Here is a 13,009-nt window from a genome sequence, read left to right as displayed (position 1 = left end):
GTTTGGTCAGTTTAGTTGGTCAATTTCGGCGCTCAGGGCTCCGATACGGCGTTACTGCTCCTTGCCATAGCCCGCTATGACTCGTCGCAGCGCCTTGTCTTGGAATCCTGATCATCCGAATTTGAGTTAACCAACTAACCGCACAGGCCATTGGCTTCACAGCTGCCCGCGTGGGGCGGGCGAATCGGAGGGGGTCATGTTGAAAGTCTATGGTGATTACCGGTCGGGTAATTGCTACAAGATCAAGCTGTTGCTGCACCTGCTCGACAAACCGTACGAATGGATTCCGGTAAACATCCTGCGTGGCGAGACACGTTCGGAGGAGTTCCTGAAGAAGAATCCGAACGGCAAGATCCCGGTGCTGGAGCTCGAGGACGGCTCCTGCCTGTGGGAGTCCAATGCGATCCTGAACTATCTCGCCGAAGGCAGCGAGTTTCTGCCCAGCGACCCGCGGCTGCGTACCCAGGTGCTGCAGTGGCAGTTCTTCGAGCAGTACAGCCATGAGCCCTACATCGCCGTGGCGCGCTATATCAAGGTCTACCTTGGCATGCCCGAGGAACGTCGCGAGGAATACGAGGCCAAGCAGCTAGATGGCTACCACGCGCTGAACGTGATGGAGCAGCAGTTGCTGCGAACGCCTTACCTGGTGGGCGAGCATTACTCGATTGCCGACGTTGCGCTGTACGCCTACACCCATGTTGCCGAGGAGGGTGGCTTCCAGCTCGACGACTATCCGGCGATTCGCGCATGGTTGCAGCGTGTCGCCAGTCACCCGCGGCACGTGGGCATGTTCGATTAAAACGGACGGCAAAGGCGGCCGGAGGCTTGAGGCTGGACGGGCGGCAGGGGGCAATCCTTGAACGCCTGAGAATCTGCTCGATTCTTCCTCCAGCCTCCAGCCTCCAGCCTATTTGACCAATCCGAGAAATTCGCTGCGGGTCGCCGCATTCTCGCGGAACTGGCCAAGCATCACCGAGGTGACCATCGACGAGTTCTGCTTCTCGACGCCGCGCATCATCATGCACATGTGCTGGGCTTCGATGACCACGGCAACTCCGGACGCCCCGGTAACCTGCTGTATCGCGTCGGCGATTTCGCGGGTCAGGTTCTCCTGGATCTGCAGGCGGCGCGCATACATGTCGACGATCCGGGCGACCTTCGACAGCCCGAGCACCTTGCCATTGGGCAGGTAGGCCACATGGGCCTTGCCGATGAAGGGCAGCATATGGTGCTCGCACAGCGAATACAGCTCGATGTTCTTGACCAGCACCATCTCGCTGTTGTCGGAGCTGAACAATGCGCCGTTGGTGACTTCCTCGAGCGTCTGCTGGTAACCCTTGCACAGGTACTGCATGGCTTTGGCGGCGCGTTTTGGCGTGTCGAGCAGACCCTCGCGGGTGACGTCCTCGCCGAGTTGGCCAAGGATCTCGGTGTAGTGTTGTTCCAGGGACATTGAACTACCTGTCAGGCTTCATGGGGCGCGAACGCGAAGGGTAGGTGGCGGCCGCTCCGCTGGCAAGTGCGGAGCGCCATGCCGAGGCCGGCGCGCAGGGTTCGGTCATTCGTCGCGGCCTTCCAGCATGGTGCGCTTGAGCATCACATACAGCGCTCCGGTGCCGCCGTGGCGGGGCAGGCAGGAGGTGAACCCCAGCACCTGTGGATGCTGCCGCAACCAGGTATTGACGTGGCTCTTGATCAGCGGGCGCTTGCCATCCAGTCGCGCCGCCTTGCCATGGGTGACGCGAACGCAGCGGATCTCGAGCCTGGTCGCTTCGGCGATGAAGTCCCACAGCTGTTCACGGGCCTTTTCCACGCTCAGACCATGCAGGTCGAGGCTGCCTTCGAAGGGGATCTGCCCGGCCTTGAGCTTGCGTATCTGGCTATCCTGCACGCCGTCGCGTGCCCAGTAGAGTTCGTCTTCGGCGCCCACATCGATGACGAACTGGTCGGAAAGCCCGTCGACGCGGGTCTGCTCGTTGCTGATGGTGGCATTGGTGCGCCGGTTGGCGATCTGCTCACGATTGCTGGGTGGTTTGCCGGTTTCGGCGCGATCGTGCTTGATCGGCTTGACGCCGCGCACGGCTGATTGAAAAAGGGAGAAATCGTCGTCTTGCATGGGGCCTCCGGACAGGACGCCAGTTTACCCCAGTCGGGCTGCCAGGGCGGATAGTCTCCTGGCTCAGTCGCGTTTCTTCAGCAGGTGTCGCGCCATGCTCAGCTCGTTCGGTTGGCGCAATCGGCGCCGGCAGCTCCGCCAGATGGTCACGCCAACCAGCAACACGATCAGCCCCAGTACCAATGCGATGATGGCGGAGTCGCTCGTTCCCAGGGCGCCAAGCGCTTCGCCACGACCGAGCAGCGAAGCCAGCCCCGCCAGGGTCAGTAGAGTACCGGATATCGCAAGCAGGGCACCCAGGGCTGCGCCGAGCCGCAAGGGCCAGCCTCCACGCCCGCGGGGACGCAGACGGCGAGCATCGAAACCGTCGGATTGCTTCATTCCGGTTACCTCTATATGAATTGGGCTATGACCGGGAGCGCTCCGCCAGGTTCACGCGATGGCGCGGGAGCGGAGCATCAGCGGGTCAGCGCCGCGACGTCGGGTACGCAGACGGCGAAATTGTCGGCCAGTATGGTCATCTCCATCCGATGCACCTGTTCGGCGTCGATGCTGCCATCGTCCATGGGCAGGTTGCGGGTCGCGCAGGCGCTGTCGACCAGCGTGCAACGATAGCCGTAGTCCTTGGCGGCCCGTACGGTGGTGCTGACGCTCGAATGGGTCATGAATCCACAGACGATCAGGTCCAGGCGACCGATCTTTTGTAGCAGCTCGTGAAGTTCGGTGCCGGAAAAGGCGTTCGGCAGCCGTTTGGCGACCACGGTTTCACCGGGTTGCGGCGCCGCTTCCGGCATGATCTGGCCGCGAAAGCCCTGCGGGTCGAACAGGCCGCCACTGATGCCCAGGTGATGCACGTGTACGATCGGTGCGCCGGCTTCGCGCGCGGCAGTCAGCAGCCGAGTGATTTCCGGCAACGCCCGGTCCAGGGCAGGCAGGGCAAGGACACCGCTGCGGTATTCTTCCTGCACGTCGATGACCAGCAGGGTGGCGTTCGCCAGCGTTGCCGGGTTATAGCTACGGCCACTGAGCTGAAGCATGGTCTGTGGCTTGGTCATTATCGACTCCTTGTACTGTGAGGGGGCTGATTGTGGCGCCAGAACGCGACGATGTGAACCGTTCAGCCCCAATGATTCGCCGGTTGAATCCCTGGCTGCTGGCCCCGATAGCCGTAACCGCTTGGATGGTCGGCATGGCGGCAGGTTCTATGCCGGGCCGCAAGAGTACTGTGCCCAGCCCGTCGACGCTTGAATCAAATGGGTCATTTACAGATGGCGCCGGGCTTGTTCGTGGCACGCGCCGCCTGTGGTGGCCTACGTTTGCTCCTGGCGTAGCTGGTTTTTCCGTATGGCTGCTACACTCGCGCGCCCTTTTTCATAGGAGATGCTCCCGTGACCGCTTCGCTCTCCCGCTTGCGTACCCTGCGTGACTATATTCGCTGGGCTGTCAGCCGATTCCAGGCGGAGCAACTCTACTTCGGGCATGGCACCGACAACGCCTGGGACGACGCCCGCCAGCTTGTGCTCGGTGCTTTGCATCTGCCTTGGGAAATGTCCGACAGCTATCTGGATTGCCGTCTCGAGCTGGACGAGTGCGAGCACCTGCAGGCATTGTTACGGCGGCGCATAGAGGAGCGCGTGCCGACGGCCTATCTGCTCGGGCAGGCCTGGTTCTGTGGTCTGCCCTTCATCGTCGACGAGCGGGTGCTCATTCCACGTTCGCCGATAGGCGAACTCATAGAACAGCGGTTCGCGCCCTGGCTGGCCAAGCCGCCGGCGCGGATTCTCGATCTTTGCACCGGCTCGGGTTGCATCGGCATCGCCTGCGCCTATGAATTCCTCGAAGCCGAGGTGGCGCTGGCAGACCTGTCGTTCGAAGCGCTCGAGGTGGCGAATCGCAATATCGAACAGCATGGCCTGGATGAGCGTGTCTATACCGTGCAGAGCGACGGCTTCCATGGCCTGCCGAACCAGCGTTTCGACCTGATCGTTTCCAACCCGCCGTATGTCGATGCCGAGGATTTTGCCGACATGCCCGAGGAATACCATCACGAGCCTGCATTGGGCCTGGCCTGTGGCAACGATGGGCTGAACCTGGTGCGGCGCATGCTCGCCGAAGCCGCGGACCATCTCACGGATGACGGCGTGCTGATCGTCGAAGTGGGTAACAGCCAGACCCATGTCCAGGCGCTGTATCCTGAAGTGGACTTCACCTGGCTGGAGTTCGCCCGCGGTGGACACGGCGTGTTCCTGCTCGCGGCCCGGCAGTGCCAGGAGTATCAGGCGCTGTTTCGCTCGCGAATGATGCCTGCCTGAGGGCCGTTCTTCGGGCATTGGCTGCCCGATTCGGCAGGCGCCTGTGCTCGCCAGCGCCGGGACTCGCGTGGCCTTGCGGATTTTTTCGTGGTTTCATGAGCATTTGCCGACATTTCATGTCTGTTGGTGTAGCGCCCCTACCTTCCCGAAAGGTCGGTGGCGGTGCTGCGCTCATGGAGGTAGAACTGTCGGCTGGCCATCGTCGTGCTCAAGCTGTATTTCTGGCTCCCTGAGACTTTTGTATTTCAAGCGGAAAGACTATGCCAGGCATCACCGTAGAGCCCATCACCTTCTCGCTGTTCGGCGCCCTGGGCGACTTGGCACTGCGCAAGCTGTTGCCCGCGTTGTACCAACTGGATCGCGCCGGCCTGCTGCACGCCGATACCCGCATATTGGCGTTATCCCGCGAAGCGGGGGAGCCGGCGGGCCACAAGGCGCGTATCGAACAGGCGTTGCGCAATCGTGTTCCGGCGAGCGAACTGGACGAGCAGACGCTCCAGCGCTTCGGTGCCCGGCTCGAATACCTGGCAATGGACTTTCGTCGAGGCGAGGATTACGCCGCGCTCGCCGAGCGTGTCCCGGCGACGCTGCCATTGATCGCCTATTTCGCCACGCCGGCTTCCGTCTATGGCGACATCTGCCGATTCCTCGCCGCTGCCGGACTGGCCGAGCAGTCGCGAGTGGTACTGGAAAAGCCGATCGGGCATGACCTGGAATCGTCCCGGGTGATCAACGATGCCGTAGCGCAATATTTTCCGGAAAGTCGCATCTACCGCATCGATCATTATCTGGGCAAGGAGACCGTGCAGAACCTCATCGCGCTGCGCTTCGCCAACAGCCTGTTCGAGACGCAGTGGGACCAGCATCACATCTCGCATGTCGAGATCACGGTTGCCGAAACGGTGGGCATCGAAGGCCGCTGGGGATATTTCGACCAGGCTGGCCAGCTACGCGACATGGTCCAGAATCATTTGCTGCAGTTGCTTTGCCTGATTGCCATGGACCCGCCGAGCAACCTCGCGGCGGACAGCATTCGCGATGAAAAGGTCAAGGTGCTCAAGGCCCTGGCGCCCATCACGCTCGAAGGCATCCATCAGCGAGTGGTTCGCGGCCAGTACGCCGCGGGGAGCGTCGCTGGCAAGGCAGTGCCCGGCTACCTGGAGGAAGAGAACTCCAATACCGAGAGCAGTACCGAAACCTTCGTGGCGCTACGGGCCGATATCTGCAACTGGCGCTGGTCGGGTGTTCCATTCTACCTGCGCACCGGCAAGCGCATGGCGCAGAAACTGTCGCAGATCGTCATTCACTTCAAGGAGCCGCCGTTCTATATCTTCGCCCCGGAGCAGAGGGCGCTGATCAGCAACCGGCTAATCATCCGGCTGCAGCCGGACGAAGGGATCTCCCTGCAGGTGATGACCAAGGAGCAGGGCCTGGACAAGGGAATGCATCTTCGAAGCGGTCCCTTGCAGTTGAACTTCTCCGAGACCTACAAGAGCGTCCGCATCCCGGATGCCTACGAGCGCCTGCTGCTGGAAGTCATGCAGGGCAACCAGAACCTGTTCGTGCGCAGGGACGAGATCGAGTACGCCTGGCAGTGGTGCGATCAATTGATCGAGGGCTGGACCCGTCTCGGCGCGGAACTCAAACTCTACCCGGCCGGCTCCTGGGGACCGGTCGCTTCGATTGCCCTTATCACGCGTGACGGGAGGTCCTGGTATGGCGATCTCTGAACTCGATCTGCCCACCGGCGTCATCGCGCACAGCTCGGCCGATGCGCAGCGACAGGCGCAGCTGCTGGCCGACGGGGTGGCCAGGGCGCTGGCTTACGCCGTACAGACCCATGGCGAGGCCAGCCTCGTCGTGTCCGGCGGACGCAGCCCGGTTGCATTCTTCGAGGCGCTTTCGCAACGTGAACTCGAATGGTCCAGGGTGCAGGTCAGCCTCGCCGATGAGCGCTGGGTGCCGCCGACCGACCCGGACAGCAACGAGGGCTTGGTCCGCTGCCATCTGCTGCGCAACGCCGCTGCCGAGGCGCGTCTGATCGGGCTCTATCAGCCTGCGGATTCGCTTGAGCAAGCGGCGAGGCTCGCCGACCAGGCGCTGATGGAGTTCAAGCAGCCCATCGACGTACTCGTACTGGGCATGGGGGACGACGGGCACACGGCCTCGCTTTTTCCCGGCAATGCGAATCTGGCGCATGCGTTGCGGCACGATTGCCCGGAACGCTGTCTGCCCATGCAGGCGCCGGCCGCGCCGCAATGCCGCCTGACGATGACCCATCCTTTATTGGCTTGCGCCCGGATGCAGTGCCTGGCCATCCAGGGCACCGGCAAGCTCGCAACCCTGCGTGAGGCATTGAATGTCGATGCCCTGCAGATGCCGATTCGTGCGTTCCTGCATTCTCCGCTGGAGATTTACTGGTGCCCATGAGGCCCGAGGATTCTTTTCATGACCATGGACCAGAAAAACGCCCTGATCGAGAGTATTTGCGTGCGTGCCCGGATTCTGCCGGTGATCACGATTGGCAGCGAGGAGCAGATTCTGCCGCTGGCCGACGCGCTTGCCGCAGGCGGCCTCGATACGCTGGAAATCACCCTGCGCTCGGCCCATGGCCTCACCGCCATCCGCCGCTTGCGCGAAGAGCGCCCCGGCTTGTGCATCGGGGCCGGCACCGTGCTGGACCGGCGCATGATGGACGAGGTGGAAGCCGCGGGCGCGCAGTTCATCGTGACACCGGGCTCCACGCGCGAGATCCTCGAGGCCGGCGTGAGTTGTTCCGTGCCGTTGTTGCCCGGTACCGGTGGGGCTTCGGACGTCATGGAGGGCTACGCACTGGGATACCGCCGCTTCAAACTGTTTCCCGCGGAGGTCTGTGGCGGTATCGCCGCCCTGAAGGCCCTGGGCGGGCCTTTCGTGGACGTTCGTTTCTGTCCTACCGGCGGGATCAATGCCGTTAATGCGGGCCAATACCTGGCATTGCCGAACGTGATGTGTGTCGGCGGCACCTGGATGATCGATGCGGCAAGCCTGAAGGGCGGTGACTGGGCTCGAATCCAGCAGAGCACCGCCGAGGCGCTTGCCGCGCTGGGCTAGATGTATTCGCTGTGCGATCTGCCCGACCGCTGCGCCATTCCTGGTGCGTAGCGCCAGCGATACGCGTATGATTCGCGCCCTTTCAATCGGAATGCCACACCGGGAGGTGCCCAGATGACCGAGCACGAAAATACAACCGCACAGGTTGCCCACGGCGAAAAGCTGCAAAAGGTGCTTGCCCGCCTGGGCATGGCTTCGCGCCGCGACATCGAGAAATGGATCGTCGAAGGCCGCGTGAAGGTCAACGGAGCCGTTGCGAGCCTTGGCCAGCGTGTCGACTCGCATGATGCGATCGCCGTCGATGGCCGGCTGCTCAAGCGTGAAGAAGCCAGCGAAGTGGTTCGCCGTGTACTGATCTACAACAAGCCCGATGGCGAGATCTGTACCCGCAACGACCCCGAGGGTCGTCCGACGGTATTCGATCGCCTGCCACGCCCCAAGGAGGGCCGTTGGATCAACATCGGTCGCCTCGACATCAATACCACCGGCTTGCTGCTGTTCACCACCGATGGTGAACTGGCCAACCGCCTGATGCACCCGTCCTACGAAATGGACCGCGAATATGCGGTACGTGTCCGCGGCGAAGTCGACGACGAGATGATTGAGCGCCTGAAGACCGGCGTGATGCTCGAAGACGGTCCGGCACGCTTCACCGACATCCAGGAAGCGCCAGGCGGCGAGGGATTCAACCACTGGTACCACTGTGTGGTGATGGAGGGCCGCAATCGCGAGGTCCGTCGCCTGTGGGAGTCCCAGGGATTGGTGGTCAGCCGCCTGAAGCGGGTCCGTTTCGGCCCGGTGTTCATGACGTCCGACCTGCCTATGGGGCGCTGGCGCGAGATGTCGCAGGCGGAGGTGGATATTCTCAGCGAAGAGGTCGGCCTCAAGCCGGTGGCCCTGCCGGGCATGAAGGCCAAGGCCAAAGAGAAGATCGATCGCATGCAGCGCAAGGTGGCAAAGCCCCTCGGTCGCGGTGAGCGGCGCCCACGGGTTCTGCGCTCGGCGAACGAAGCCGATACGCCCGGCACTGCGGAAAAATCGCGCGGCCTACGCGGCGGTGAACCGGGACGCAAAGCGCATGGCGACAAGGGCAGGGGAACGCCGGTCGCCGAGCGTCCGGGCGATTCGGCTCGCAAGGGCGGCAAACGCAATGAGGAGTCCGGCCATCCCCGGCCGGGTCCTGCCAGGAAGCGGGGTGCGCCGGCCGATGATGGCCAGCGCCGTGGTGGGCGTACCAGGCGCCCCTGACGAGCCTTCGCGCTACCGGTGCCGAGGCGTCCTGCCTCAGCGCCGGTAGCGGGTATGGCTTTATTGCGCGTTCAGGGCTTGCCCGTTGACGCCCGCGCTGTCCGGCCCCATCAGATAGAGATAGACCGGCATGATTTCCGCCGGCAGCGGATTGGCCGCGGGATTTTCTCCCGGATAGGCCTTGGCGCGCATGTCGGTACGCGTGGCGCCCGGATTGATGCTGTTGGCACGGACCGGGGCGGTGTCGTCCACCTCGTCCGCGAGCACCTGCATCAGACCCTCGGTGGCGAACTTCGAGACCGCATAGGCGCCCCAGTAGGCGCGTCCCTTGCGGCCGACGCTGCTGGACGTGAAGACCACCGACGCGCCCCTGGAGAGCTTGAGCAGCGGCAGCAGCGTGCTGGTCAGCATGAACATCGCGTTCACGTTCACCTGCATGACGCGCATGAAATTGTCTCCGGACAACTGCTCCAGCGGCGTGCGAGGCCCGACGATGGCCGCGTTGTGCAGGAGGCCGTCGAGATGCCCGAACTCGCGTTCGACCATGGCGGCCAGTTCGTCGTACTGGTGCGGCAGTGCGGTTTCCAGGTTGAACGGGATGACGGCGGGACGCGGATGGCCTGCCGCCTCGATGTCGTCATAGACGCGGTTCAGGTTCTCTTCGTTCTTGCCCAGCAGAAGCACCGTGGCGCCATGCGCGGCATAGGCTTTCGCCGCGGCCTCGCCAATGCCGCGACCGGCTCCGGTAACCAGAATGACGCGGCCCTCGAGCAGGTCGGGGCGGGCGGAATACTCGAACATCATGTGCCTCTTGGAACTATATGAAGAATGGGCGCTCGGGAGCGTGATGTCGGACGACGAGCGTGGCTTGCGAATACCCTCGATCAGCAACTGCACAGCGCGCGGTCCAGAACCTTGCGCAGCTCCAGTGGATGGTCCACCACCACGTCCGCGCCCCAGTGGTCGGGATTGTCGTCGGGGTGTATGTAGCCATAGCGTACGGCAGCCGTGCGGCTCCCCGCGGCGCGGCCGGATTCGATGTCCCTTAGATCGTCGCCCACGAAGAGTACCGTCCGCGGATCGAGGTCGAGCTGGCGGCACGCCAGCAGCATGGGCTCGGGATCGGGCTTGCTCTTGCTGACGTGGTCGGGGCAGACCAGTACGGCAGAGCGTGAAGCCAGGCCGAGCCGGTGCATGATCGGCTCGGCGAAGCGCAGGGGCTTGTTGGTCACCACGCCCCAGCGCAGGTTCGCCTGTTCGATGTCCTCGATCAGCTCCGCCATGCCGTCGTAAAGGTGACTGTATATGGCGCAGTGCTCCTGGTAGCGCTCCAGGAACTCCAGCCGCAGCGCTTCGAACTCATCCGAAAACGGGTCGACGTCGAAGGCGCCGAGCACCATGGCCCTGGCTCCGCCCGAGACTACGTCACGAATCTGTTGGTCCGGTACGCAAGGGAGGCCCCGGGCAAGGCGCATCGCCTGGGCGACGGCGATGAAGTCGGGGGCGGTATCGAGCAGCGTACCGTCCATGTCGAACAGAACAGCGCGCAGGCGCATCAAGCCTCCTTGAGGGTCTGGACCATATAGTTGACGTCCACGTCCGTGGACAGCTTGTACTGCTTGGTCAGCGGGTTGTAGGTGATGCCGGTGATGTCTTTGACCGCCAGGCCCGTGTCACGGCTCCAGGCGCCCAGTTCGGAAGGCCGGATGAATTTCTTGAAGTCATGGGTCCCGCGTGGCAGCAGCTGCAACAGGTACTCGGCCCCGATGATGGCGAATGCGTAGGCCTTCGGGTTGCGGTTGATCGTCGAGAAGAAGACCTGGCCACCGGGTTTGACCAGTGCATGGCAGGCGCGAATGACCGATGCCGGGTCCGGGACATGTTCGAGCATCTCCAGACAGGTAACGACATCGAACTGCCCGGGGCATTCTTCGGCCATCGCTTCGGCGGTGATCTGCCGATAATCGATTTCCAGCCCGGACTCGAGCAGATGCAGGCGGGCTACGGAAAGGGGGGCCTCGCCCATGTCGATGCCGGTTACCCGGGCGCCGCGGTGGGCCATCGCTTCGCTGAGGATGCCGCCGCCGCAGCCGATGTCGATGACTTTCTTGCCGGCGAGAGAGACGTGTTCGTCTATCCAGTTCACCCGCAGTGGATTGATCTCGTGTAGCGGTTTGAACTCACTTTCGCGATCCCACCAGCGGTGCGCAAGGGCTTCGAATTTAGCGATTTCGGCGTGGTCGACGTTGCTCATGGTCCGTTCCGTTTGAAAAGCTTTGAAGGAGAAGCTTGAGCCGCAATCGTTCATGTTGCCAGCTTCCGCCAGACGAAGGGCATCACAGGTACCCTTCGTTCGTATGTCAGTTTGTCGCGGCAGTTGCCAATACCCTCGGCTCATCGCGACTTGTCGGTATTCGCTATTCTTTCGCCCCATTGGTGGGCGTTCGCAATCAGGCGCTCCTCGTCCATTCGGGTCAGGCGCCGATCATCCAGCAGTTGCTTGCCTCCGACCCAGACATGGCGGACACAATCCCTTGCGCTCGAATAGATCAGTTGGGAGACGGGATCGTATATCGGTTGCTGCGCCAGGCCGGAGAGATCGAACGCGACGAGATCGGCGAACTTGCCCAGCTCCAGCGAGCCGGTGTGGTCATCCAGCCCCAGTGCACGGGCTCCGTTGAGCGTGGCCATGCGCAGTGCGCGGTGAGCGTCGAGCGCGGTGGCCGATCCGGCAACCGCTTTGGCCAGCAATGCGGCGGTACGGGTTTCGCCCAGAAGATCCAGATCGTTGTTGCTCGCGGCGCCATCGGTGCCAATGGCCACGTTTATTCCAGCCTCCCAAAGCCGTTCGACGGGACAGAAGCCGCTGGCGAGCTTGAGATTGGATTCCGGGCAATGAATGACACTGCAGTTGTGCTCAGTGAGCAGCGCGAGATCCTCGTCGTCGACCTGGGTCATGTGCACGGCCTGGAAGCGGGGGCCGAGGAGTTGCAGGCGCGCTAGTCGGGCCAGCGGACGCTCTCCGTGCTTGTGCAACGCTTCCTGCACCTCATGCGCGGTTTCGTGCACGTGCATGTGGATGCCGGCATCCATTTCCGCGACCAGAATGCGAATGCTTTCCAGTTTGTCATCGGCCACCGAATACGGTGCATGAGGTCCAAAGGCAACGGTGAGGCGGGGGTGATGCTTCAGGTCATCGAACAGGGCGACGCCCTTGCGCAGCGCTTCGTCTGCATCCCGGGCGCCCGGTATGGGAAAGTCCAACACGGGAATGGCGATCTGCGCGCGGACCCCATGCTTGTGCACGAGCTCGCTGACCACGTTGGGAAAGAAGTACATATCCGAAAAGCACGTGATACCGCTTTTCAGCTGTTCGGCAATGGCCAGCTCGCTGCCGCTGCGAATGAACTCTTCGTCGACCCAGCGAGATTCGGCAGGCCATATGTGGTCCTGAAGCCAGGTCTGCAGAGGCAGGTCATCGGCAAGGCCGCGGAAAAGCGTCATCGCTGCGTGGCCGTGAGCATTGACCAGGCCGGGCGCCAGCAACATTCCTTGCAGCTCTCGTATTTCGCTGGCCTGATGCTTGAGTGCTTCGGCCCGGGGGGCGATGAGCGCAATACGGCCATCACGAATGCCCAGCCCATGTCCTTTGAGCACAACCCCTGCTGGCTCTACCGGAACGAGCCAGGTCGGGAACAGAAGTAGATCTAACGGTATGGGGCTGTGCTGGGACATGGGGAAGCCATGGATAGATAGGAGGCGCTAGTGTAATAGCTGACAGGTTCAGTTTGAAGGAAGGTGAAAGGGCGGCATCGCCCCACGCTTTCGCCTCCGCTACTTATATGCCTTGGACACCTCGCTGATGCCATTTTGTTCGGCATGCCGCCGTTCGTTGGTTGTAATGCAATAAAACCGAAATAAACGGTTGACGGCTGGTTTCAGGCCCCTATAATGCGCACCACTTCCGGCGCAGTCCTAAAGCAAAACCTCTTGTAGATCAAAAGGTTAGCGATAAAAAAGGGTTGCACCGGTGGCGGATTCGAGTAGAATGCGCCGCGCTGGCAGGGTGGTTGTTTCGCGCTGCTGGCGGCTTCGGTCGAATTGATCGAAAGCGGTTGAAAGAGGTGGTTGACAGCGGTTTTGAACGCTGTATGATTCGCCTCCCGCTGACGAGAGATGCAGATTGATCGAGGCGGCAAGCGGTTGAGTAGAAAAGAAATTTTCGAAAAACAGCTTGACA

Annotated in this window: 15 protein-coding genes; 6 read left to right on the top strand and 9 right to left on the bottom strand. The window is 62.3% G+C overall.

The window, feature by feature from the left end; genetic code table 11:
* The first annotated feature begins 196 nt into the window (after nt 1-196).
* On the top strand, nt 197-799 hold the full coding sequence (locus IN820_RS08340; protein ID WP_193680531.1) for a glutathione S-transferase family protein: 603 nt from the start codon (nt 197-199) through the stop codon (nt 797-799).
* A gap of 108 nt (nt 800-907) precedes the next feature.
* Here the strand turns inward: IN820_RS08340 and folE are convergent, their stop codons facing one another.
* The 4 genes from folE to IN820_RS08320 all read right to left on the bottom strand — a co-directional run bounded on the left by folE (nt 908) and on the right by IN820_RS08320 (nt 3,171).
* Nucleotides 908-1,453, bottom strand: a complete 546-nt coding sequence (gene folE / locus IN820_RS08335) for a GTP cyclohydrolase I FolE (protein WP_193680530.1) — start codon at nt 1,451-1,453, stop codon at nt 908-910.
* A 105-nt stretch (nt 1,454-1,558) separates the two neighbouring features.
* The gene (locus IN820_RS08330) at nt 1,559-2,116 is read right to left on the bottom strand and encodes a Smr/MutS family protein (protein ID WP_193680529.1); all 558 of its coding nucleotides are present in this window, start codon (nt 2,114-2,116) and stop codon (nt 1,559-1,561) included.
* Nucleotides 2,117-2,179: 63 nt separating this feature from the next.
* Nucleotides 2,180-2,497 carry a hypothetical protein gene (locus IN820_RS08325; protein WP_193680528.1) on the bottom strand — a complete coding sequence of 106 codons (318 nt, stop codon included), beginning with the start codon at nt 2,495-2,497 and terminating at the stop codon, nt 2,180-2,182.
* Between the two features lie 77 nt (nt 2,498-2,574).
* Entirely contained in the window at nt 2,575-3,171 is a 597-nt protein-coding gene (locus tag IN820_RS08320; protein WP_193680527.1) for a cysteine hydrolase family protein, read from the bottom strand.
* Between the two features lie 333 nt (nt 3,172-3,504).
* Between IN820_RS08320 and prmB the strand changes: the two genes are divergently transcribed.
* The 5 genes from prmB (at nt 3,505) to rluB (ending at nt 8,769) form a co-directional block, all read left to right on the top strand.
* Nucleotides 3,505-4,428 (top strand): 50S ribosomal protein L3 N(5)-glutamine methyltransferase, encoded by a 924-nt coding sequence (gene prmB, locus IN820_RS08315; RefSeq protein WP_193680526.1) that lies wholly within the window; start codon nt 3,505-3,507, stop codon nt 4,426-4,428.
* A gap of 260 nt (nt 4,429-4,688) precedes the next feature.
* Nucleotides 4,689-6,158 carry a glucose-6-phosphate dehydrogenase gene (gene zwf, locus IN820_RS08310; RefSeq protein ID WP_193680525.1) on the top strand — a complete coding sequence of 490 codons (1,470 nt, stop codon included), beginning with the start codon at nt 4,689-4,691 and terminating at the stop codon, nt 6,156-6,158.
* Complete coding sequence (gene pgl / locus IN820_RS08305) at nt 6,145-6,858, top strand: 6-phosphogluconolactonase (RefSeq protein ID WP_193680524.1); 714 nt, start codon at nt 6,145-6,147, stop codon at nt 6,856-6,858. The genes zwf and pgl overlap by 14 nt, the downstream gene beginning before the upstream one ends.
* A gap of 18 nt (nt 6,859-6,876) precedes the next feature.
* On the top strand, nt 6,877-7,521 hold the full coding sequence (locus IN820_RS08300) for a bifunctional 4-hydroxy-2-oxoglutarate aldolase/2-dehydro-3-deoxy-phosphogluconate aldolase (RefSeq protein ID WP_193680523.1): 645 nt from the start codon (nt 6,877-6,879) through the stop codon (nt 7,519-7,521).
* 114 nt (nt 7,522-7,635) lie between these two features.
* Nucleotides 7,636-8,769 (top strand): 23S rRNA pseudouridine(2605) synthase RluB, encoded by a 1,134-nt coding sequence (rluB, locus tag IN820_RS08295; RefSeq protein ID WP_193680522.1) that lies wholly within the window; start codon nt 7,636-7,638, stop codon nt 8,767-8,769.
* Between the two features lie 60 nt (nt 8,770-8,829).
* On the opposite strand, the gene IN820_RS08290 is transcribed toward rluB, so the two are convergent.
* The 5 genes from IN820_RS08290 to IN820_RS22420 form a co-directional block, all read right to left on the bottom strand.
* A complete protein-coding gene (locus tag IN820_RS08290; RefSeq protein ID WP_193680591.1) occupies nt 8,830-9,570 on the bottom strand; it encodes a YciK family oxidoreductase in 741 nt (246 codons plus the stop codon).
* Between the two features lie 83 nt (nt 9,571-9,653).
* A complete protein-coding gene (mupP, locus tag IN820_RS08285) occupies nt 9,654-10,325 on the bottom strand; it encodes an N-acetylmuramic acid 6-phosphate phosphatase MupP (RefSeq protein ID WP_193680521.1) in 672 nt (223 codons plus the stop codon).
* Nucleotides 10,325-11,023 carry a bifunctional 2-polyprenyl-6-hydroxyphenol methylase/3-demethylubiquinol 3-O-methyltransferase UbiG gene (gene ubiG, locus IN820_RS08280; protein ID WP_193680520.1) on the bottom strand — a complete coding sequence of 233 codons (699 nt, stop codon included), beginning with the start codon at nt 11,021-11,023 and terminating at the stop codon, nt 10,325-10,327. Before ubiG ends, mupP begins: the two co-directional genes overlap by 1 nt.
* A gap of 140 nt (nt 11,024-11,163) precedes the next feature.
* The gene (locus IN820_RS08275) at nt 11,164-12,504 is read right to left on the bottom strand and encodes a TRZ/ATZ family hydrolase (protein ID WP_193680519.1); all 1,341 of its coding nucleotides are present in this window, start codon (nt 12,502-12,504) and stop codon (nt 11,164-11,166) included.
* Nucleotides 12,505-12,774: 270 nt separating this feature from the next.
* Nucleotides 12,775-13,009, bottom strand: a 235-nt coding sequence (locus IN820_RS22420) for a hypothetical protein (protein WP_207793544.1), incomplete at its 5' end; no start/stop codon positions are given.

Source organism: Pseudomonas lopnurensis, from assembly GCF_015070855.1.
Taxonomy (GTDB): domain Bacteria; phylum Pseudomonadota; class Gammaproteobacteria; order Pseudomonadales; family Pseudomonadaceae; genus Stutzerimonas; species Stutzerimonas lopnurensis.
The sequence above is the reverse complement of the archived record's forward strand: the minus strand, read 5'-3'. Positions and strand labels throughout refer to the sequence as shown.

Excerpts from the sequence above, each read along its gene's own strand:
- pgl (WP_193680524.1), top strand. The coding sequence starts at position 6,145 with ATGGCGATCTCTGAACTCGATCTGCCCACCGGCGTCATCGCGCACAGC.
- zwf (WP_193680525.1), top strand. The coding sequence starts at position 4,689 with ATGCCAGGCATCACCGTAGAGCCCATCACCTTCTCGCTGTTCGGCGCC.
- IN820_RS08330 (WP_193680529.1), bottom strand. The coding sequence starts at position 2,116 with ATGCAAGACGACGATTTCTCCCTTTTTCAATCAGCCGTGCGCGGCGTC.
- folE (WP_193680530.1), bottom strand. The coding sequence starts at position 1,453 with ATGTCCCTGGAACAACACTACACCGAGATCCTTGGCCAACTCGGCGAG.
- ubiG (WP_193680520.1), bottom strand. The coding sequence starts at position 11,023 with ATGAGCAACGTCGACCACGCCGAAATCGCTAAATTCGAAGCCCTTGCG.
- IN820_RS08325 (WP_193680528.1), bottom strand. The coding sequence starts at position 2,497 with ATGAAGCAATCCGACGGTTTCGATGCTCGCCGTCTGCGTCCCCGCGGG.
- IN820_RS08340 (WP_193680531.1), top strand. The coding sequence starts at position 197 with ATGTTGAAAGTCTATGGTGATTACCGGTCGGGTAATTGCTACAAGATC.
- IN820_RS08320 (WP_193680527.1), bottom strand. The coding sequence starts at position 3,171 with ATGACCAAGCCACAGACCATGCTTCAGCTCAGTGGCCGTAGCTATAAC.
- IN820_RS08290 (WP_193680591.1), bottom strand. The coding sequence starts at position 9,570 with ATGTTCGAGTATTCCGCCCGCCCCGACCTGCTCGAGGGCCGCGTCATT.
- IN820_RS08275 (WP_193680519.1), bottom strand. The coding sequence starts at position 12,504 with ATGTCCCAGCACAGCCCCATACCGTTAGATCTACTTCTGTTCCCGACC.
- rluB (WP_193680522.1), top strand. The coding sequence starts at position 7,636 with ATGACCGAGCACGAAAATACAACCGCACAGGTTGCCCACGGCGAAAAG.
- mupP (WP_193680521.1), bottom strand. The coding sequence starts at position 10,325 with ATGCGCCTGCGCGCTGTTCTGTTCGACATGGACGGTACGCTGCTCGAT.
- IN820_RS08300 (WP_193680523.1), top strand. The coding sequence starts at position 6,877 with ATGACCATGGACCAGAAAAACGCCCTGATCGAGAGTATTTGCGTGCGT.